At 70.7% G+C, this 18,787-nt stretch carries 13 protein-coding genes and 1 pseudogene; 6 read left to right on the top strand and 8 right to left on the bottom strand.

The features are described 5' to 3' along the window. Together EHS43_RS15445 and EHS43_RS15440 are read left to right on the top strand one after the other, a co-directional pair. Positions 1 to 440: pseudogene (locus tag EHS43_RS15445) on the top strand (two-component sensor histidine kinase); the annotation flags it as partial. 105 nt (positions 441 to 545) lie between these two features. Next, entirely contained in the window at positions 546 to 1,223 is a 678-nt protein-coding gene (locus tag EHS43_RS15440; protein WP_125191348.1) for a response regulator transcription factor, read from the top strand. Between the two features lie 20 nt (positions 1,224 to 1,243). Here the strand turns inward: EHS43_RS15440 and EHS43_RS15435 are convergent, their stop codons facing one another. Then, complete coding sequence (locus EHS43_RS15435) at positions 1,244 to 2,269, bottom strand: ATP-dependent 6-phosphofructokinase (RefSeq protein WP_125191347.1); 1,026 nt, start codon at positions 2,267 to 2,269, stop codon at positions 1,244 to 1,246. Positions 2,270 to 2,465: 196 nt separating this feature from the next. On the opposite strand from EHS43_RS15435, the gene pta reads away from it, so the two are divergent. From pta to pyk, 3 genes are all read left to right on the top strand, one after another. Then, positions 2,466 to 4,574 carry a phosphate acetyltransferase gene (gene pta / locus EHS43_RS15430; protein WP_125191346.1) on the top strand — a complete coding sequence of 703 codons (2,109 nt, stop codon included), beginning with the start codon at positions 2,466 to 2,468 and terminating at the stop codon, positions 4,572 to 4,574. Further along, positions 4,571 to 5,773 carry an acetate kinase gene (locus EHS43_RS15425; RefSeq protein ID WP_125191345.1) on the top strand — a complete coding sequence of 401 codons (1,203 nt, stop codon included), beginning with the start codon at positions 4,571 to 4,573 and terminating at the stop codon, positions 5,771 to 5,773. Before pta ends, EHS43_RS15425 begins: the two co-directional genes overlap by 4 nt. 73 nt (positions 5,774 to 5,846) lie before the next feature. Beyond that, complete coding sequence (gene pyk, locus EHS43_RS15420; protein WP_125191344.1) at positions 5,847 to 7,271, top strand: pyruvate kinase; 1,425 nt, start codon at positions 5,847 to 5,849, stop codon at positions 7,269 to 7,271. Between the two features lie 60 nt (positions 7,272 to 7,331). On the opposite strand, the gene EHS43_RS15415 is transcribed toward pyk, so the two are convergent. From EHS43_RS15415 to EHS43_RS15380, 7 genes are all read right to left on the bottom strand, one after another. Further along, positions 7,332 to 7,745, bottom strand: a complete 414-nt coding sequence (locus EHS43_RS15415; RefSeq protein ID WP_125191343.1) for a hypothetical protein — start codon at positions 7,743 to 7,745, stop codon at positions 7,332 to 7,334. 17 nt (positions 7,746 to 7,762) lie between these two features. Next, positions 7,763 to 12,238 (bottom strand): polymorphic toxin type 27 domain-containing protein, encoded by a 4,476-nt coding sequence (locus EHS43_RS15410; protein ID WP_125191342.1) that lies wholly within the window; start codon positions 12,236 to 12,238, stop codon positions 7,763 to 7,765. A gap of 34 nt (positions 12,239 to 12,272) precedes the next feature. Beyond that, positions 12,273 to 13,211, bottom strand: coding sequence for a VCBS repeat-containing protein (locus EHS43_RS48770; protein WP_312023421.1), 939 nt, complete (start codon positions 13,209 to 13,211; stop codon positions 12,273 to 12,275). A gap of 283 nt (positions 13,212 to 13,494) precedes the next feature. Then, positions 13,495 to 14,832, bottom strand: a complete 1,338-nt coding sequence (locus EHS43_RS15400) for a hypothetical protein (RefSeq protein ID WP_125191341.1) — start codon at positions 14,830 to 14,832, stop codon at positions 13,495 to 13,497. Further along, positions 14,822 to 15,430: a DUF6114 domain-containing protein gene (locus tag EHS43_RS15395; RefSeq protein ID WP_125191340.1), complete on the bottom strand. Its 609-nt coding sequence runs from the start codon at positions 15,428 to 15,430 to the stop codon at positions 14,822 to 14,824. Before EHS43_RS15395 ends, EHS43_RS15400 begins: the two co-directional genes overlap by 11 nt. A gap of 187 nt (positions 15,431 to 15,617) precedes the next feature. Beyond that, positions 15,618 to 16,259 carry a DUF6230 family protein gene (locus EHS43_RS15390; protein ID WP_031059188.1) on the bottom strand — a complete coding sequence of 214 codons (642 nt, stop codon included), beginning with the start codon at positions 16,257 to 16,259 and terminating at the stop codon, positions 15,618 to 15,620. A 662-nt stretch (positions 16,260 to 16,921) separates the two neighbouring features. Continuing rightward, on the bottom strand, positions 16,922 to 17,908 hold the full coding sequence (locus EHS43_RS15380; protein WP_125191339.1) for a tetratricopeptide repeat protein: 987 nt from the start codon (positions 17,906 to 17,908) through the stop codon (positions 16,922 to 16,924). Between the two features lie 232 nt (positions 17,909 to 18,140). Here EHS43_RS15380 and EHS43_RS15375 point away from each other — a divergent pair, with 232 nt between their 5' ends. Further along, positions 18,141 to 18,767 (top strand): TetR/AcrR family transcriptional regulator, encoded by a 627-nt coding sequence (locus EHS43_RS15375; protein WP_125191338.1) that lies wholly within the window; start codon positions 18,141 to 18,143, stop codon positions 18,765 to 18,767. Positions 18,768 to 18,787 lie beyond the last annotated feature (20 nt).

The following is an 18,787-nucleotide window of genomic DNA, read 5'->3' as shown; positions in this document are numbered from 1 at the left end:
GTCCCGGGGCGGTGGGCGACGGTGGAACGGTCATCAACGGGGCCGATCCACAAAGGGAGTTCACCACCACCATGAGTACCAGGAAGAACGTCGCCATCGGCTGCGGCGTCACCGCCGTCGTCCTCGTCGCGGGCGTCATCGCCCTGGGCGTCTGGGGGGTGGGCGCCATGACGGAGGAGATGAAGAAGGCGGACATCTCGCCGACCGTCTACGAGGAGGCGAAGGTCGGGGACGCCGAGGCGGACATCCAGGCCAGGCTCCCCGAGGAGGACTCGTGGCTCACCTCGGACCTGGCGGACCAGGGGCCCAAGCCGCCCGAGGGAGCGACGTGCCGGCACTTCACCTCCAAGGACGACCGGGACCTCGACGCCGTCACCGTCTTCCGGTTCTGCTTCCAGGACGGGAAGTTGGTCTCCAAGGAGACGTACAAGGCGAAGTGATGCCGGCCGCCGTGCGGCGGGTCGGCCGCAACAGGGCATGATGGCGGGGCCACTCCGTCCGCTTCTCCCTTACAACGTCATGATCGACACCGCGCAGGAGGCCGTGTGATCCGGGTCCTCGTCGCCGACGACGAGCCGCTCATCAGGGCCGGGATCAGAATGATCCTCAACTCGGCCGACGACATCGACGTGGTCGCCGAGGCCGGGGACGGCCGCGAGGCGGTGGAGAAGGCCCGGGGCGGCGGGGTCGACGTGGCGCTGCTGGACATCCAGATGCCGGTGATGGACGGGCTGACGGCGCTGGTCGAGCTCGGCCGCGCCGCGCCGAAGGTACGGGTCCTGATCCTCACCACCTTCGGTGAGCGGGACAACGTACTGCGGACGCTCGGCCACGGCGGTGCGGGGTTCCTGCTGAAGGACTCCGCGCCCGGCGAGCTGATCCAGGCGGTGCGGGCCGCGGCGGCGGGCAACGCGTATCTCTCGCCCGCGGCCACCCGGCATGTGGCGGACGCGCTCTCCGCCACCGGGGCCACCACGCGCGGGGAGGCCGCGCGGCGCCGGCTCGACGGGCTCACCACCCGGGAGCGCGAGGTGCTGGCGCTGCTCGGGGAGGGGCTCTCCAACGCGGACGCGGGGCGGCGGCTGCATATGAGCGAGGCGACGGTGAAGACGTACGTCAGCCGCATCCTCACCAAGCTCGACTGCGACAACCGCGTCCAGGCCGCCCTCCTCGCCCGCGACGCCGGGCTTCAGCCGGGGGGACTTCGGCCGGGCGGGTACTGACCGGCCCGGCTGCCGGTTGCCTAGAAGACCGACTCCGCCTCGTCCATCCGGTCCTTCGGGACCGTCTTCAGCTCGGTGACCGCCTCGGCGAGCGGCACCATCACGATGTCGGTGCCCTTGAGCGCGGTCATCCGGCCGAACTCGCCCCGGTGCGCGGCCTCCACCGCGTACCAGCCGAAGCGGGTGGCGAGGACCCGGTCGTAGGCGGTGGGTACGCCACCGCGCTGGACGTGGCCGAGGATGACCGGCTTGGCCTCCTTGCCGAGCCGGCGCTCCAGCTCGTAGGCCAGGGCGGTGCCGATGCCCTGGAAGCGCTCGTGGCCGAACTGGTCGATCTCGCCCTTGCCGTAGTCCATGCTGCCCTCGGCGGGGTGGGCGCCCTCGGCGACGCAGACCACGGCGAACTTCTTGCCGCGGGCGAAGCGCTCCTCGACCATCTTGACCAGGTCGGCCGGGTCGAAGGGGCGCTCGGGCAGGCAGATGCCGTGGGCGCCGGCGGCCATGCCGGACTCCAGGGCGATCCAGCCCGCGTGCCGGCCCATGACCTCGACGACCATCACGCGCTGGTGCGACTCGGCGGTGGTCTTCAGGCGGTCCATGGCCTCGGTGGCGACACCGACCGCGGTGTCGAAGCCGAAGGTGCGGTCGGTGGAGGAGATGTCGTTGTCGATCGTCTTCGGGACGCCGACGACCGGGAGGCCCGCGTCGGAGAGCATCCGCGCGGCGGTGAGCGTGCCCTCGCCGCCGATCGGGATCAGCGCGTCGATGCCGAACTCGTGGATCATGTCGGAGGCGTTCTCGCACGCCTCGCGCAGCCGGTCGCGCTCCAGGCGGGAGGAGCCGAGGATGGTGCCGCCGCGGGCCAGGATGCCGCTGACGCTGTCCAGGTCGAGGGCGCGGTAGCGGCCGTCGAGCAAGCCCGAGTAGCCGTCCTCGAAGCCGATGACCTCGTCGCCGTAGTGGTCGACCGCTCGGTGCACGACCGACCGGATCACTGCGTTCAGACCCGGGCAGTCGCCGCCGGCGGTGAGAACTCCGATGCGCATCGTGCTGTGTCTCCTGCTCGCTGTTGATACCGGTGAGCCTGCCCCGATTGTTTCACGTCCCGCAGAGCACCGTCGCATCCCGTGCTGACGGGCGCCTTATCCATCGAGCGCGGTACTGTCAAGAGGGTTTCCGCTCACCTCGGTGGGCGATTTTCATGCCCTGTTTTCCTGCCCGTGCGAGAGAGGGAGATCACGCGTGACCCGCAGCGTGTACGTGACCGGCATCGACCGCGGCGACGGCCGCCAGGTCGTCGAGCTGGGGGTCATGGAACTGCTGACCCGCCAGGTCGACCGGGTGGGCGTGTTCCGGCCGCTGGTGCACCACAGCCCCGACCGGCTCTTCGAGTTGCTGCGCGCCCGCTACCGGCTCTCCCAGGACCCGGCCACCGTGTACGGCCTCGACTACCACGAGGCGTCCGCGCTCCAGGCCGAGCAGGGCACCGACGAGCTGGTCTCCACCCTCGTCGACCGCTTCCACCGGGTGGCCCGCGACTTCGACGTCGTCCTGGTCCTCGGCACCGACTTCGCCGACACCCAGCTCCCGGACGAGCTGGCGCTCAACGCGCGGCTCGCCAACGAGTTCGGCGCCTCCGTGATCCCGGTGGTGGGCGGCCGCACCCAGCCCGCGGAGTCGGTGTTCGCGGAGACCCGCAACGCCCACCGGGCCTACCACAGCCTCGGCTGCGACGTGCTGGCCATGGTCACCAACCGGGTGGCCCGCGAGGACCGTGACGAGATCGCCGAGCGGCTGCGGGGCCGGATGCCGGTGCCCTGCTACGTGGTGCCGGACGACCCCGCGCTCGCCGCGCCCACCGTCGCCCAGATCGGCCAGGCCCTCGGCGCGAAGGTGATCCTCGGCGACGACTCCGGGCTCGCCCGGGACGCGCTGGACTTCGTGTTCGGCGGTGCGATGCTGCCGAACTTCCTGAACGCCCTGACGCCGGGCTGCCTGGTGGTCACCCCGGGTGACCGCGCGGACCTGGTGGTCGGTTCGCTCGCCGCGCACAGCGCCGGGACCCCGCCGATAGCCGGTGTGCTGCTCACCCTGAACGAGGTGCCGAGCGACGCCGTCCTCACCCTCGCCGCCCGCCTCGCCCCCGGCACCCCGGTGCTCTCGGTGACCGGCAACAGCTTCCCGACCGCCGCCGAACTCTTCGCGCTGGAGGGCAAGTTGAACGCGGCCACCCCGCGCAAGGCCGAGATCGCGCTCGGCCTCTTCGAGCGGTACGCCGACACCGCCGAGCTCGCCGGCCGGGTCTCCGCGCCCAGCAGCGACCGCGTCACGCCGATGATGTTCGAGCACCAGCTCCTGGAGACGGCCCGCTCCGACAAGCGCAGGGTCGTCCTGCCGGAGGGCACCGAGCCGCGGGTGCTGCACGCCGCCGAGGTGCTGCTGCGCCGGGGCGTCTGCGACCTCACGCTGCTCGGCCCGGTCGACCAGATCCGCAAGAAGGCCGCCGACCTCGGCATCGACCTCGGCGACTGCCGGCTGATCGACCCGGCGACCTCCGAACTGCGCGACGCCTTCGCCGAGAAGTACGCGGCCCTGCGGGCCCACCGGGGCGTCACGGTCGAGCTGGCCTACGACGTGGTCTCCGACGTGAACTACTTCGGCACGCTGATGGTCCAGGAGGGCCTCGCCGACGGCATGGTCTCCGGGTCGGTGCACTCCACCGCGGCGACGATCCGCCCGGCCTTCGAGATCATCAAGACGAAGCCGGACGCCGACATCGTCTCGTCGGTCTTCTTCATGTGCCTCGCCGACAAGGTGCTGGTCTACGGCGACTGTGCCGTGAACCCCGACCCGGACGCGGTGCAGCTCGCCGACATCGCCATCCAGTCGGCCTCGACCGCCGAGCAGTTCGGCGTGGAGCCGCGGATCGCGATGCTGTCGTACTCCACCGGTACGTCGGGCTCGGGCGCCGACGTGGACAAGGTGCGCGAGGCCACCGAGCTGGTGCGCAGGCGGCGGCCCGACCTCAAGATCGAGGGGCCGATCCAGTACGACGCCGCGGTCGAGCCGACCGTCGCGCAGACCAAGCTGCCGGACTCCGAAGTCGCGGGCCAGGCCAGCGTGTTGATCTTCCCGGACCTGAACACCGGCAACAACACCTACAAGGCCGTGCAGCGTTCGGCCGGCGCGATCGCCGTCGGCCCGGTGCTCCAGGGCCTGCGCAAGCCCGTCAACGACCTGTCCCGGGGCGCCCTCGTCTCGGACATCGTCAACACCGTCGCCATCACGGCGATCCAGGCCCAGACCCCGACCGCCGCGACCGCTTCGACAGAGAAGGCTTCCGCCCAGTGAGCGCCACCCGCGTCCTCGTCCTCAACTCCGGCTCCTCGTCGGTGAAGTACCAGCTGCTCGACATGCGGGACGGCAGCCGGCCCGCGCAGGGACTCGTCGAGCGCATCGGCGAGCAGTCCTCGCGGCTCAAGCACACCCCCCTGGGCGGCGAGGCCCGTGAGCGCACCGGTCCGATCGCCGACCACGACGCCGCGCTGAAGGCGGTGGCGGACGAGCTGGCGAAGGACGGGCTCGGGCTCGACTCCCCCGAACTGGCCGCCATCGGCCACCGGGTCGTGCACGGCGGGAAGACCTTCACCGAGCCGACGGTGATCGACGAGACCGTGCTCGCCGAGATCGAGCGGCTGATCCCGGTCGCCCCGCTGCACAACCCGGCCAACCTCACCGGGATCCGCACCGCCATGGCACTGCGCCCGGACCTGCCGCAGGTCGCCGTGTTCGACACCGCGTTCCACACCACGATGCCGGAGTCGGCGGCGCGTTACGCGATCGACGTGGAGACCGCCGACGCGCACCGGGTGCGGCGCTACGGCTTCCACGGCACCTCGCACGCCTACGTCTCCCGGGCGACGGCCCAGTTGCTGGGCAAGGCGCCGGAGGAGGTGAACGTGATCGTGCTGCACCTCGGCAACGGCGCGTCCGCGTCCGCCGTGCGGGGCGGCCGGTGCGTGGACACCTCCATGGGGCTGACGCCTTTGGAGGGGCTTGTGATGGGTACGCGATCGGGAGACCTGGACCCGGCCGTCATCTTCCATTTGATGCGTGTTGGCAAAATGTCCACGGACGAGATCGACACTCTTCTCAACAAGAAGAGCGGGTTGATCGGCTTGTGCGGAGACAACGACATGCGGGAGATCCGCCGCCGGATCGACGAGGGTGACGAACAGGCGAAGCTCGCTTTCGACATCTACATTCACCGCTTGAAGAAGTACATCGGCGCCTATTACGCGGTGCTCGGCCGGGTGGACGCCATCGCGTTCACGGCCGGGGTCGGGGAGAACGCGGCACCGGTGCGGGAGGCCGCCGTGGCGGGCCTGGAGGAGCTGGGACTGCTCCTCGACCCGGAACTGAACGCCGTACGCGCGGACGAGGCTCGGCTGATCTCGCGGGCGAACTCGCGAGTAACCATCGCGGTGGTGCCGACCGACGAAGAATTGGAAATCGCGACCCAGACTTACGCACTGGCCGGAGACAACTGAGCGCGCCTCCTCTCATTTGCTTCTTCCGCCAGACGGAATATTCCGTAGCGAAACAAACCGATAGGATCGCCCCATGCGCCGTTCGAAAATCGTCTGTACTCTCGGCCCCGCGGTCGACTCCCACGAGCAGCTGGTCTCGCTGATCGAGGCCGGCATGAACGTGGCCCGCTTCAACTTCAGCCACGGCTCGCACGCCGAGCACCAGGGGCGGTACGACCGCGTCCGTGCCGCCGCCAAGGAGACCGGCCGGGCCATCGGTGTCCTCGCCGACCTGCAGGGCCCGAAGATCCGCCTGGAGACCTTCGCCGAGGGTCCGGTGGAGCTGGAGCGCGGTGACGAGTTCGTCATCACCGCGGAGGACGTCCCCGGTGACAAGACCATCTGCGGGACGACCTACAAGGGCCTGCCCGGTGACGTCTCCCGGGGCGACCAGATCCTCATCAACGACGGCAACGTCGAGCTGAAGGTCCTGGACGTCGACGGCCCGCGGGTCAAAACGATCGTCATCGAGGGCGGTGTCGTCTCCGACCACAAGGGCATCAACCTGCCCGGCGCGGCCGTGAACGTCCCCGCGCTGTCCGAGAAGGACGTCGAGGACCTCCGCTTCGCGCTGCGCATGGGCTGCGACATGGTCGCGCTGTCCTTCGTGCGGGACGCCAAGGACGTCGACGACGTCCACAAGGTGATGGACGAGGAGGGCCGCCGGGTCCCCGTCATCGCCAAGGTGGAGAAGCCGCAGGCGGTGGACAACATGGAGGGCGTCGTGATGGCGTTCGACGCCGTCATGGTGGCCCGTGGTGACCTGGCCGTCGAGTACCCGCTCGAGAAGGTCCCGATGGTGCAGAAGCGCCTCATCGAGCTGTGCCGCCGCAACGCCAAGCCGGTGATCGTGGCGACCCAGATGATGGAGTCGATGATCACCAACTCCCGCCCGACCCGCGCCGAGGCCTCCGACGTGGCCAACGCGATCCTGGACGGCGCGGACGCGGTCATGCTCTCGGCGGAGTCGAGCGTGGGCGCGTACCCGATCGAGACCGTGAAGACGATGTCGAAGATCGTCACCGCGGCCGAGGAGGAGCTGCTGAGCAAGGGCCTTCAGCCCCTCGTGCCCGGCAAGAAGCCGCGCACGCAGGGCGGTTCGGTGGCCCGCGCGGCCTGCGAGATCGCCGACTTCCTCGGCGGCCGCGGCCTGGTGGCCTTCACGCAGTCCGGCGACACCGCCCGCCGCCTCTCGCGCTACCGCGCCCAGCAGCCGATCATCGCCTTCACCACCGACGAGAACACCCGCAACCAGCTGGCGCTCAGCTGGGGCGTGGAGTCGCACGTGGTGCCGTTCGTGAACACCACGGACGAGATGGTCGACATGGTCGACCAGGAGATCGCCAAGATCAACCGCTTCAACCCGGGCGAGACCATCATCATCACCGCCGGCTCGCCCCCCGGCGTCCCGGGCACCACGAACATGCTCCGCGTCCACCACATCGGCGGCGCGCAGTAGGTCCTTTCTGTACGACACCGAGGGCGCTCCCTGTGACGGGGGGCGCCCTCGGTGCGTGGTTCAGCCGATCGAGCCGGACTCCACCGGGAAGTCCGGGGGCCAGGGCTTGGAGGCGTCGTACAGGGCCTCCCGGTCGCCCATCAGCGCGTACTCGGCCTCGCGCCAGCTCGGTGTGCCGCTGACGACGAAGCTGTCACCGTCGGGCTCCAGCATCCAGGTGTACGCGGCGTCCTCCGCCGCGAGCCGGTGCCGTTCGGCCAGGGTGGCGAACTCCTCGGCGGTGGCCCGGCGAATGTGCACGCCCTCCCTGTAGTAGGGCCGCAGCAGCATGAGCTCCACGTGCCCGAAGTAGACCTCCACACGCGTCGTGGTCTCGTCGACTGCGAGCGCCTCGCTGGCCAGGTAGAGCTGCCTGTGCGACGGATTGAAGCCGACGACGCGGAACAGCCGGCCGGGGCGGATGAAATCTGGCATGTCCACCATCCTCTCTGCTATTCGGGCACCGGCGTGACACCGTCGGGGAGCTTGAACCGCTCGGGATAAGCCCGCTTCCCCTTCCAGTACCAGTCGATCGAGGACCAGCTGCGGACCTCCCGTCGGACCTGAGTGCGCAGCATGACCATCTCCCAGGCGGTTCCGAAACCGTTGCTGCGCACGGTCGCCCAGTCGCCCGCCTTGATCGTCTCGCCGCGTTGCAGCAGCATGCGCAGCGCGTCGTCCGCCGTGGCCGCTCCTTCGACGCCGTCCAGGGAGACCGACACCTTCACCCTCGGGTTGGACACCGTCTTCTCGACGCCGACCGTCCACACCGGCCGTACGCCCATCCCCATCTCCTCCGGCAGCTCATCGGCGAACGCCCTGCCGTTGAACGTGCGTCCCCCCAGGCTCCTCGCCAGGTCGTCCCCCATGGGATTGATGCCGAGGATGATGTGGTCGCCGTCCTTGACGAGGTTCTTGACGAGCTCGTCGAGGCAGGTGTTGTGGACGAGCACCGGCCTCGAGCCCGCGTACACGTAGTAAGTGTGGTTGTCGGCGACCTCGAAGTTGAAGACCCCGACGGACCCCTCGACCAGCGAGGTGCCGGTGACCGCGTCCGAGCCCCCGTCCAGGGTCCGCAGACGGTCACCCGGACGCAGGTCCCGGGCTTCCGTCCAGCCCCGTTCCTGGACCCAGTACGGATGCGAGTCGGTCGACTCGACTGTGCCGTTCTTCGTCTCGACCCGGACCAGGTGATCGACGGTGCGGTGGAACAGCTCCAGGACGGGCTTGAGGGATCTCTTGCCGGTCCGCTGGTCCATGGACCAGACCCGGTCGCCGACGCGGATGTCCTCGATGTTCCTCGGGCCGTCGGCGGTGTCCACCTTCGTGCCTGCCGGGAAGCACATGGAGAGCAGTGCCTTCGCCCCGAGCTGCTCCAGGCGCGCCGCGGCCGATGCGGCCAGCCCCGAACCGCGCAGGCTCCAGATCGCCGCGCCCAGGCCCGCTCCGCCCCGCATCGCGGTCCGTACCGCGAAGGCCGCCTCCGCCGCCTTCACCAGCAGGCCAGGGATGATGATGCTGCCGAACAGCCAGGCGCAGCTGCTGATCCTGCCCTTGTAGCAGCCCACGATGTCCGCGACGGCGCCGGTGGCGATCGCCTTGAGGACGGACGCGGTCAGCTTGAGCCCGTCGACGTGGACGTTCTCCTCCTTGAACTTGACGTCCAGGGGAGAGCTCGTGAGGTAGTCGCGCTGGATCGACGAGCCGCAGTGGGCGCGGTCCACACCGGGCAGCGGGCAGGACTCGACGTAGAAGTCCATCTCGCCGTAGATGTGGAACTCGAGGTCGATCTCGCAGCCGATGTCGCTGCCGGAGTGGCTGCCCACGCAGTCGCTCAGCGGGTTGATGTCGACCTTGGAGTCGCCGCTGGGCTTCATCACAACGCCCTCGACGCCGGTGCCGCCGCCGTCGGCGGTGCGCTCCTGCTCCTTGCGGTCCTCGAAGTCGACCTGCTGGGTACGGATGGCGGCCTCGGCGGCCTCCACGGCGAGGTTGCGGGCGTTGGCGGCCGCGGCCTCGGCGACGGTCGCGTCCTGCTCCGCCTTGTCGGCGACGGACCGCGCGGTGGAGGCGTCGGCCTCGGCCGCGTCGGCCGCGCTGCGGGCGCTCGCCGCGTCCCGCTCGGCCTCGTCGGCGGAGGCGTCCGCGTCGGTGGCGTAGCCGTCGGCCGCGGTGGCCGCGGTCTGCGCGGCGGCGGCGTCGGCCACCGCCTGCTTGTTGTACTCGACGGTGTTGGCCTCGGACCGCTGGGCCGCCTTGGCGGAGGCCGCCGCCGCGTCCGACGAGGCCTGCGCCTCCGCCGCGGAGGTGCTCGCCTGCGCGGCCCACTCGGCCGCGTTCGCCGCCGCCTCGGCCGCGGCCTTCGCGTCGGCGTTCGCCTGGGCCGCGAGCGCCTTGGCCTCGGCGGCCGCCTTCTTGGCCTGGGCCGCCTTGGCGTTGGCGACGGCGACCTGCTGCTGGGCGGCGGTCTTCGCGGCCTGACCGGTCAGCACCGCGAGACCCGCGGAGGAGTCGGTCTCCGCGTACGGGGAGCCCAGCTCGATCGCGTCGTTGGCGGGTTTGACGACCTTCGCCGCCGAGTCCCGGGCCGCCGCGGCGGCCTGCGCGGTGGCGTAGGCGTGCCCGGCGGTGCGGATCGCGTCGGCGCCCGCGAGGGTGGCTTCGGAGCGGGCGACCAACGCGTCGCCCCGGGCCTTGTCGGCGGCCTTGCGCGCGGTCTCCGCCTCGGCCTTGGCGGCGATGGCGTTCCACTTGGCGGCCCGGGACGCGGCGATCGCGTCGGCGGCGGCCGCGTGGGCCTTCTTCACCGCGGACTCGGTGATCGCGACATCGCGCTTGGCGCCGTCGGCGGCCGACTGGGCGCGCTTGGCCGCCCCCTGGGCCCTGGTGGCCGCCTCACGGGCGTTGGTGGCCGCCGCGGTGGCCTCGTCGGCCGCCTGGCGGGCCTCGGTGGCCGCGGTGGTGGCGTCGTCGGCGGCGGAGCGGGCCTTGGTGGCGGCCTGCCGTGCCTCGATGGCGTCGGCGGTGCCGTCCACGGCGGCCAGCAGTGCCTCGGCGGCCTCCGCCTTGGCGACGAGGGCGTCACGGCGGTCCTCGGCGGCGAGCGCGCCGTTGCGGGCCCGCTGCGCCCGGTTCTCGGCGGCGAGCGCGGCATCCTTCTTGTCGGCGGCCGTGCCGCCCGCGGCCTGCGCCTCGGACAGCTTGTCGGCGGCGATCTGCCGCTGGGACTGCGCGCGGGCCTCGGCGTCGTGGGCCTTGTTCCGCTCGGACGCGGCGAGGTCCGCCTGCGACTTGGCGTAGTCCCGCTCGGCCTCGGCCTTCTGCCGCTTGGCCTTCGCGTCGGCCGCCGCGTTCTTGGCGGTCTCCTCGGCCGCCTTCGCCTTGTTCTCGGCCGCCTTGGCCTCGGCGGCGTGCTTGGCCGCCTCCTCCGCCTGGGCGGCCGCTCCCTCGGCGGCGGCCTTGGCCTGGGCCTCGGCCTCCTGCGCGGCGATGCGCCGGAACTCCGCCTTGGCCGCGTGCGCCTGGGTGTTGGCGAGGGAGTCGAGCGTCTTGCTGTCGGCGGCGGAGGCGCGGGTCGCGTTGAACGCCGTCTCCACGGCCTTCGCCGCGGCCTGGGTGGCCGCCGCGGACGCCTTGGCGACCTGCGCGGCCTGCTGGCCGTACAGCAGACCCCGGCCGCGCGGCAGACCGGCCGCGTCGGCGATGCCGTACGCCTGTGTCTGCGCCTGGGTCACCGCGTCGGCCTGGGTCCTGGCGGACAGCGCGGCGCGGGAGGCGACGTAGAGGCGTCCGCCGGCCCGCCCCTGGGCGTCCGTGATCCACTTCTTGACCTTGGTGAACTCGGCCGTGGTCGGATAGTCGTTCGGGTGGTCGGCGGCCTTCTGGCCGGTCCAGTAGGCCTGCCAGTCGGTGAGCCGGCTCGCGATCAGGGACTGGGCGAGGGCCTCGCCGAGCGCCTGCGAGGCCGTCGACAGGTCGGCGTTGGCCTGCTTCTCGGCCCGGATGATGGTGTCCCGCTGGGTCTTCTGCCCGTCGATCTCCGCCTGCCACTCGGAGTGGGCCGTGGCGATCTCGTCGCCGAGCACCTGGTGCGGGTCCTGGGGGTCGGTGTACGCGCAGGACGCGAAGCGGGCCTTGAGGTTCTCCACGTCGATCCGGAACTCCATCGAGTCCGGGTCGGGAGCGCTGGTCGGGAAACCTCCGTACTGGAGGAAGAGCCGGGCGTCGTCGGCGTACATGTCGTGCATGAACTGCAGCGACTGCCAGGCCTGTTCGTCCTTGGAGTCGGCGTTCGGGTCGTTGCCGTAACGGGAGTTGTAGACGGCCGTGGCCGCGTCGACGGACGCCTTGCTCGCCGTGGGGTGCGGGTCGGCGTAGAAGTCGCCCTCGTCCTTCCAGAACTGGGCGGCGACCCAGCTGACCAGACTGATCTTCTGGAAGGGGTCGTCCTTCGTCTCCACCCACTGGAAGCCGGTGTACGTGTACGGCGGCGGCGGGGTCTGGACGGCCAGGGACTGCTGCCACACGGCGCGGCGCCCGGACAGTTCGTCCATCTTGGCGTCGGCGGCGGCCTTGTCCTTGTCGTAGGCCGTGCTGAGAGCGGTGTCCTTCCAGTACGCGGGGTCGGCTGCCGTGTGCAGCTGGTCCTCGGTGCCGATGAGGCCGGCCCGCGCGGTCTCCTTCATCGCGGGGCCGCCCTTGCGCAGGACTCCGCTCAGGAGGCACTGCTCCTGGCGGACGCGTTCGGCGGCCTTCGCGTCGAAGGCGGTGGGGACCGGGTCGGCGGTGCTCGCGATCCGCTCGGACTGTCCGGTGACGTCGGGGAGTTGACCACCCGTCACCGCGATCGCGCCGGCGACGGCCATCGCGGTCAGGGGCAGGAAACGGGATCTCGCGAGGAGCCCCCGTCTGCGTGCGTTCGTACGCATGGGAAACCTGTCTGTGAGTTCGACGGGAGGGGGCTCAGAACAGCAGGTTGTACTGGGTCCAGCCGCTGGTGCCGATCTGCGTGCGGGCGCCGAAGGGGGCGCTCGCGGTGCCGGTGCCCTTGTAGAGCCACAGGGCGCCCGCCGCGTCGACGGCCATCAGGTCCGCCTTGCCGTCGCCGGTGTTGTCGCCGGTCGACACGACCGCGGTGTAGTCCTTCCAGCCGCTCGTGGCCGCGGTGACGCTGGTGCCGAGCACCGCGTCGGCCGTGGCCTTGCCGGTGCCGGGGTAGATGAGCAGGCTGCCCGCGCTGTTGCGGGTGACGAGGTCGGCGATGCCGTCCCCGGTGTAGTCACCGCGCCCGGCGATGACGCTCATGCCGTTCCAGCCGGTGGAGTCCTTCATCCGGACCCGGGCGGAGAGGGTGCCGTCGGCCTTGCCCTGGTAGAGCCACAGCTGGCCGTCGGTGCCGCGGGCGACCAGGTCGGGCTGGGCGCTGCCGGCCATGTTGCCGACGGAGACGATGAGGTTGTACTGGTCCCAGCCGGTGCCCAGCACCTTGGTGTCGTTGCCGCGTTCGGCGGTGTAGTAGAGGGTGCCGCCGATGCGGAAGTACAGGTCGTTGCCCCGGCCGTTGTCGGAGATGTCGGCCTGCACGAGCGCGGTGGCCACGGAGTAGCCGGTGCCGAGGTCGGCGCGGGCCTTCCAGCCGCCGGTGCCCTTGGCCTCGTAGTCCCAGAGGTGGCCGTCCTTGCCGCGGGCGAGGAGCGGGAGCAGGTCGGCGCCGTCGGCGGCGGCCTGCTGGAGGAGGGGGGCGCCGTAGGTGGGGGCGCCGTCGCTGGCGGCCGCTTCCGCGGCATGCGCTCCGGGTGGCTCGGAGTGCGCTGTCGTGAGCGCGACCACGGTGGTCACGGCGCCCGCGAGAGCGAGGGCGGCCGCCCGGCGCAGGGGGCGGCTGAGGGAGATGCGTATCAAGGCGAGAGGTTCCCGTCGGTGGGGTCGGCGGGGACCCGCACGCGCACACCAAGACGCCGTGAACACAGGTCAGGTGTTCCCCGGTGCCGCCCCCGCGCCGCGTATGGTCATGTCCACGGCAAGAGACACCGTATGGGAACTATGTGGATTCTGTGAAGGGATTTTCGGGAGGGACAGTTTTTTGCGCCGGAGGGGCGGCCTCCCGCGGCTGTGCCCCGCCGGGGCGGGCCCGGCGGGGCACAGTCTTCCTGCGGCTCCCGGAAGGGTTCGTGAGGGGCGTCGGTCAGCCCTCGCTGTACTGGTGCATCCCGGGCACGGTCAGGGTCCCGCCGTACTGGGCGGCCTGCTGGACCGTCACCTTGGTGAAGTAGATGATCGGGATGTTCAGCGGCGGCGGGTTGTCCGGGCTGAACGTGATCGGGATCAGCCCCAGCAGGTTGCCGGAGATGCTCTCGGTGTACATCGTCGTCTTGCCGCCGGTGATCTTCGACGTCGTACCCTTGCCCGCCTGCACGTGGTACGTCTTGCCCCGCTCGGTGACGATCTGGTGGAGGTCGCCGATGTCGGTGCCGTCGGATATGACGTACTTCAGGACCTTCTTGGTCTTGCCGCTCGCGGTCTTGACCTTGACGACGCCCTGGTAGTCCGCGCCCTTGAGGAGCAGCGAACTGGCCTTCAGGGTCCAGGCGTTGTCCGCCACCGTGATACCGGGCTCGGTGTCGCCCACCTCGTCCGTGGCGGCCGGGCAGTTCTCCGGGTCGGTGGAGGAGCTCGCCGAGGGGCTCGGGGAGGCCGTGGCGTCGGCCGCAGCCTCTTCCGCCGCCTTCGTGGTGTCCTCGACGGCCTTGGAGGTGTCCTCGGCCGCCTTGGACGCCGTGTCGGTCGTGTCCTTCACGGTGTCCTTCACCGTGTCGGTGACCTTGTCGGTCGTCTCCTTGACGGGGTCGGCCGCGCTGTCGTCCGCGCTCTTGGACGCCGAGGCCGAGGGGGTGGGCGTCGGGGTGGCAGTGGCCGAATCCCCGGAGCCGGAGCTGGAGCCGCCCGTGAAGATCCCGGTGATCGCGTCGCCGATGTCCGTCAGGAGGTTGCCGTCGTCGCTCGCGGAGGGCGAGGGGGACGCCGTGGCGGTGTCGGAGCCGGAGGAGCCGGAGGAGTCCGAGGAGGAGCTGCTCTCCTGCTTGCTCGCGGAGGCGGACGGGGACGGCGTGGGCGTGGCCTTGTCATCGGAACCTGAATCCGACGAAGAGGAATCGCCCGAGCCGGAGTCGGCGCCCGAGCCGGAGGTGGCGGACGGGGACGGTGTCGGCGTGGCGTCGTCGGAGCCGGGCGAAGAGCTCGCCGAGGCGGACGGGGACGCGCTGCCGTCCAGTGCCGCGACGCAGTCCTTGTACTCGTCCGCGGTCAGGCTCTTGGCGGTCGGTGCGTCGTCGGCGAGGGCGAGCGTCGGCGTGAACCCGATGCCCATGAGGACCGCCGTCGGCATCGCCGCCATGGCTATCGCCTTGCCGGCCGGCATGTGAAACCTGTTGAACAGCGGCTTCTTGGGGGCCGCGTGGCGGGGGCCGGTTCTGACCTCCGCCGCGGCCGCGACGCCCTCGCCATGACGGTTCTCAGCCGACACGGTACCCCCCGTTCGCGTCGTCGCCCCCGGCCCAGGCGCTCTCGTGCGTCCGGTCCGACGATCCGTCACGGCCGGGCTGCGGCGCCTCGTACGCGGCTCCGGGCTCGCCCTCCACCGGCCTGAGGACCGCGGTGTCGGGGTCGGCGCCCTGAGGCGCACCGCCCTGCGTCCCGTCCTGGTCCAGCGGCTGCGGCCGGGGCGGCGCGCCGGGAGCCCAGGACACGGCGAGTGCTCCGCCGATCAGCGCGAAGAGGAAGCCCAGGATGAAGCCGCCGATGTTGGAGACCACCAGGGACACCAGGGAGAGGACGATCGCGGCGACACCGGCGAAGACGCGGGTGGCCTGCTGGAACCACATCGTGAGGCCCAGAGTGACCAGCAGTACGCCGATGATGAGGGAGCCGGCCCCCGCGGTCGTCGCCATGGCGATCGACATGGTGCCCAGCTTGAACGTGGCGTACGGGAAGTAGGCGATCGGCACCCCACCGAGCAGGGTGAACAGGCCCGCCCAGAACGGCCGGTTGCCCCGCCAGGCGCGGAATCGCAGACGCAGCCGGGTGAAGGTCCCGGCAGTCTGGACCGGAGTCTCGGCACTCATGGAAAAAGCTCCCTGGGTCCGGTGGAAGTTCGTACCGGCTCGGCCGTGGGCGTGGAGAAGCCGGAAAGTCTGAGTCTGTAGGGGGGTGTCCTTGGCACGGTCGGCCGGGTGGGGCGGAGAAGCGAACGCTCCACCGCCCCCCTGAGGGCGGCTCAGCCGCCCTCAGGACATCCCGGCTCCGGAGCCGTCAGTAGCACTCCATGTTGGCGTCCGCGCCGAGCTTCATGGACAGACCACTCAGCTTGAACGTGCCGGCCGTGGTGGCCCAGGCCGTCTGCTTGACGTCGTAGAGGTCGGCCTTCTCGGCCTGCTGGGCGAAGCCGCCCGGCAGCACGTTCTCGCCGGCCTTCACGTCGGGACCGCGGGTCTTGTCCTTGACCGCGACGCCGATGTCGATGTTCGTGAACTCCGCGTTGGCCTGGAGGTCAGCAACATCGATGTAGAGGTTGTGGGCCGAGACCGGCGTCTTGCCACCACCCGCGTCAAGACGCAGGTAGAACGTCTTGTTGATGATGGGGATGGTGGTCTTGACCGACTGGCACATCTTGGTGATGGTCGCGTCGTCGAACGACGAGATCGCCACCGGCACCTGGGTCTTTTCCTTGCCGTCGACCTGCTTGTAGACGGTGTCTATACCGCCGTACTGAGCGAAGCCCGTGCCGTGCAGCTCGTCCGCCGACACCTTGAACTGCTGGCCGGAGACGCTGAACGACGCGGCGAGCGCACCCTGCGCAAGCCCGACGCCCACCGCCGCGGCCGCGGCGACGCTGGGCACCATGACCACAGCGAACCGCTTCCATCTGGTCCCGCCACGCACCTGGGACTCCATATTTCCTCCTTCTCGGACGTACATCTCCTGACCCTGACTGCCCTCTCGAAAGGACGGCTCAGCCGGGCAGGGATGGGAGAAGTGCTACGTCCTCGGGAAGGAGAGCGCCCGCACTCGGAGGCGCGAACCGCGCACCGATCACCGGCGATCACCCCCGAGCGACAACCACTGGTCGCGCCTGACACGCATCACGCACAACCTTGCTGGACAGGCTTCGCCGGTTGGGCGAAGACCCCCCTGTCCAAGAACCGGCGCACCTGCCGCCGGCTCTGCTCGGTGGGGACCCACGGATTCCCGCGGCCCGACCGGCTGTCGGGGTACGGGAAAGGACCGAGCGTCGCCGATCGTGGTGCATTCTCGCCGCCCGCACAAGGGGCTTCGTTACTCGGTAGTAACGGCCGGATAACCGAACAACGACCCGCCGGTCTCGGTCGGCAACGCTGGGTGGCAACAAGGGGGGAGACAAAGCAGTTGATCGATGGACAGAATCTGACAGATCAACGGGGGTGACTTACTGGAAGTAACAGCGGCCGCGTTTACCAAGTTTTGGTAAAGCGCGGCCGCAGTGACACCCCGACGGCAGATCTTTCACTCGGGCAACACATGCCGTGGTGTTTAGCAACTGGTCAGAACCGGGCTCGCGACCCGCTCGGACCCCCGGCTCAGAACAGGGCCCGGGACAGCGCCCTGCGGGCCGCCGAGACCCGCGGATCGTCGGCGCCGACCACCTCGAAGAGCTCAAGGAGCCGCAGCCGGACGGTGTCCCGCTCGTCCCCCGCCGTGCGGCGCACGGTGTCGATGAGCCGCCCGAACGCGTCCTCGACATGACCGCCGACCAGATCCAGGTCGGCGGCGGCGATCTGCGCCTGTGCGTCACCGGGCTTGTCGGCCGCGTCCTTTCGGGTCCGCTGCGGGTCGAGCGACTGCACCCGCTGGAGCAACTCGGCCTGGGCCAGCCCCAGTTTCGCCTCGCTGTTGCCGGGGTCGTCGCTCAGTACGTTCTTGTACGCCTGGACGGCACCGCCGAAGTCCCCGGCGTCCAGGGCGCGTACGGCGGCTTCGAGGAGGGCGTCGTACGGTCCCGCGGGCACCGGGGCGGCCTGCTGGGCCCCGGCGCCGCCGCCCGGCTGGGCGTCCGGGTCGACGGTGAGGCCGGTCAGCCCGAAGCGCTGCTCGGCGACCTGCACCAGCTGGTCCAGGGTCTGCTGGATCTGCTCCTTGCCGGCCGCGCCCTGGAAGAGGGGCAGGGCCTGGCCGGCGACGACGGCGAACACGGCCGGGATGCCCTGCACCCCGAACTGCTGCATCAGCATCTGGTTGGCGTCGACGTCGATCTTGGCGAGGAGCAGGCGTCCGTTGTACTCGACGACGAGCTGCTCCAGCACCGGGCTGAGCTGCTTGCAGGGCTCGCACCACTCGGCCCAGAAGTCGATGACGACCGGGACCTCGGTGGACCGCTGCAGGACATCGCGCTCGAAGCCCGCCTCGTCTACGTCGATGACGAGATCGGCCGGGGAGACGGCACCCGGGCCGCCGCCGTGCCGGGCGGCTTCGGCGCGCGCCTGCTCCGCCTTGGCCTTGGCCTCCTGGGCCGCTTTCACCGCGGCGAGGTCGACGACTCCGCTCATGGACATGTTCCGTGGCTGCATGCGTCTATCCTCCCCCGTGGGCGCGCGTCTGTGAAAAGCGATGTGAAAGCCGGTCGTGCAGCGCGGTCCTGACGCCGGGTCCCCACCCCACGCCGTGCGCACCGTCGCCCGCGTACGTCCCCCGCGAGCTTTCGCTACGAGTCGTAGCGTAATGGCACCGGGTGCCCACCCGGTACCCCACCCCGGTGATCTCCCTCACTGCCTCACAAGAACGGCCGGTTATGGTCGGAGGATGCAGAGCCGCAGCCCCTCACCCCGCGCCGCAGGACGCCCGCGCAGCGCCGCCGCGGACACCGCGATCCTCGCGGCGACGCGGGACGCGCTGGTGGAGCTGGGCTGGTCGAAGCTGACGCTGGGAGATGTGGCTACCCGTGCGGGGGTCGCGAAAACCACCCTCTACCGCCGCTGGGCCGGCAAGAACGAACTCGTCGTCGACGCGGTGGCCGAACTCTTCGACGAACTGGAACTCCCCGACAGCGGGACCCTCGCCGCCGACATCGAGGGCGTGGTCCTCCAGTTCGCGGCGATCCTGGCGCGGCCGGAGGCGAAGAACGGCCTGATGGCGGTGGTCGCGGAGTCCTGCCGCGACGACGCGCTGCGCGAGCGCATCCGCGCGTCGATCGTCGACCGCCAGAAACGGCTGGTCCTGGAGGGCCGGGAGCGCGCCCAGGCCCGCGGCGAGCTCCCTCCGGAGGCGGACCCCGTCGAGGCGGCCCGCACGGTCGACCTGATCTTCGACATGGTGGCGGGAGCGGTGGTCCACCGCACACTGGTCAGCGCGGAACCGGCGGACGAGGCGTGGGTCCACGGCTTCACCCAGGTCCTGCTGACGGGGCTCAAGGCAGCCGCCCCCGACTGAGGCGCGCGCCGGCCCCGCTC

The sequence above is a fragment of the Streptomyces sp. RP5T genome (assembly GCF_003933965.1).
GTDB lineage: Bacteria > Actinomycetota > Actinomycetes > Streptomycetales > Streptomycetaceae > Streptomyces.
This window is presented reverse-complemented; position numbering and strand designations above follow the sequence as displayed.

Bases quoted from the DNA above. Each gene is read 5' to 3' on its own strand.
- EHS43_RS15435 (WP_125191347.1), bottom strand. From the start codon at position 2,269: ATGCGCATCGGAGTTCTCACCGCCGGCGGCGACTGCCCGGGTCTGAAC.
- pyk (WP_125191344.1), top strand. From the start codon at position 5,847: ATGCGCCGTTCGAAAATCGTCTGTACTCTCGGCCCCGCGGTCGACTCC.
- EHS43_RS15415 (WP_125191343.1), bottom strand. From the start codon at position 7,745: ATGCCAGATTTCATCCGCCCCGGCCGGCTGTTCCGCGTCGTCGGCTTC.
- EHS43_RS15410 (WP_125191342.1), bottom strand. From the start codon at position 12,238: ATGCGTACGAACGCACGCAGACGGGGGCTCCTCGCGAGATCCCGTTTC.
- EHS43_RS15395 (WP_125191340.1), bottom strand. From the start codon at position 15,430: ATGAGTGCCGAGACTCCGGTCCAGACTGCCGGGACCTTCACCCGGCTG.
- EHS43_RS15390 (WP_031059188.1), bottom strand. From the start codon at position 16,259: ATGGAGTCCCAGGTGCGTGGCGGGACCAGATGGAAGCGGTTCGCTGTG.
- EHS43_RS15380 (WP_125191339.1), bottom strand. From the start codon at position 17,908: ATGCAGCCACGGAACATGTCCATGAGCGGAGTCGTCGACCTCGCCGCG.
- EHS43_RS15375 (WP_125191338.1), top strand. From the start codon at position 18,141: ATGCAGAGCCGCAGCCCCTCACCCCGCGCCGCAGGACGCCCGCGCAGC.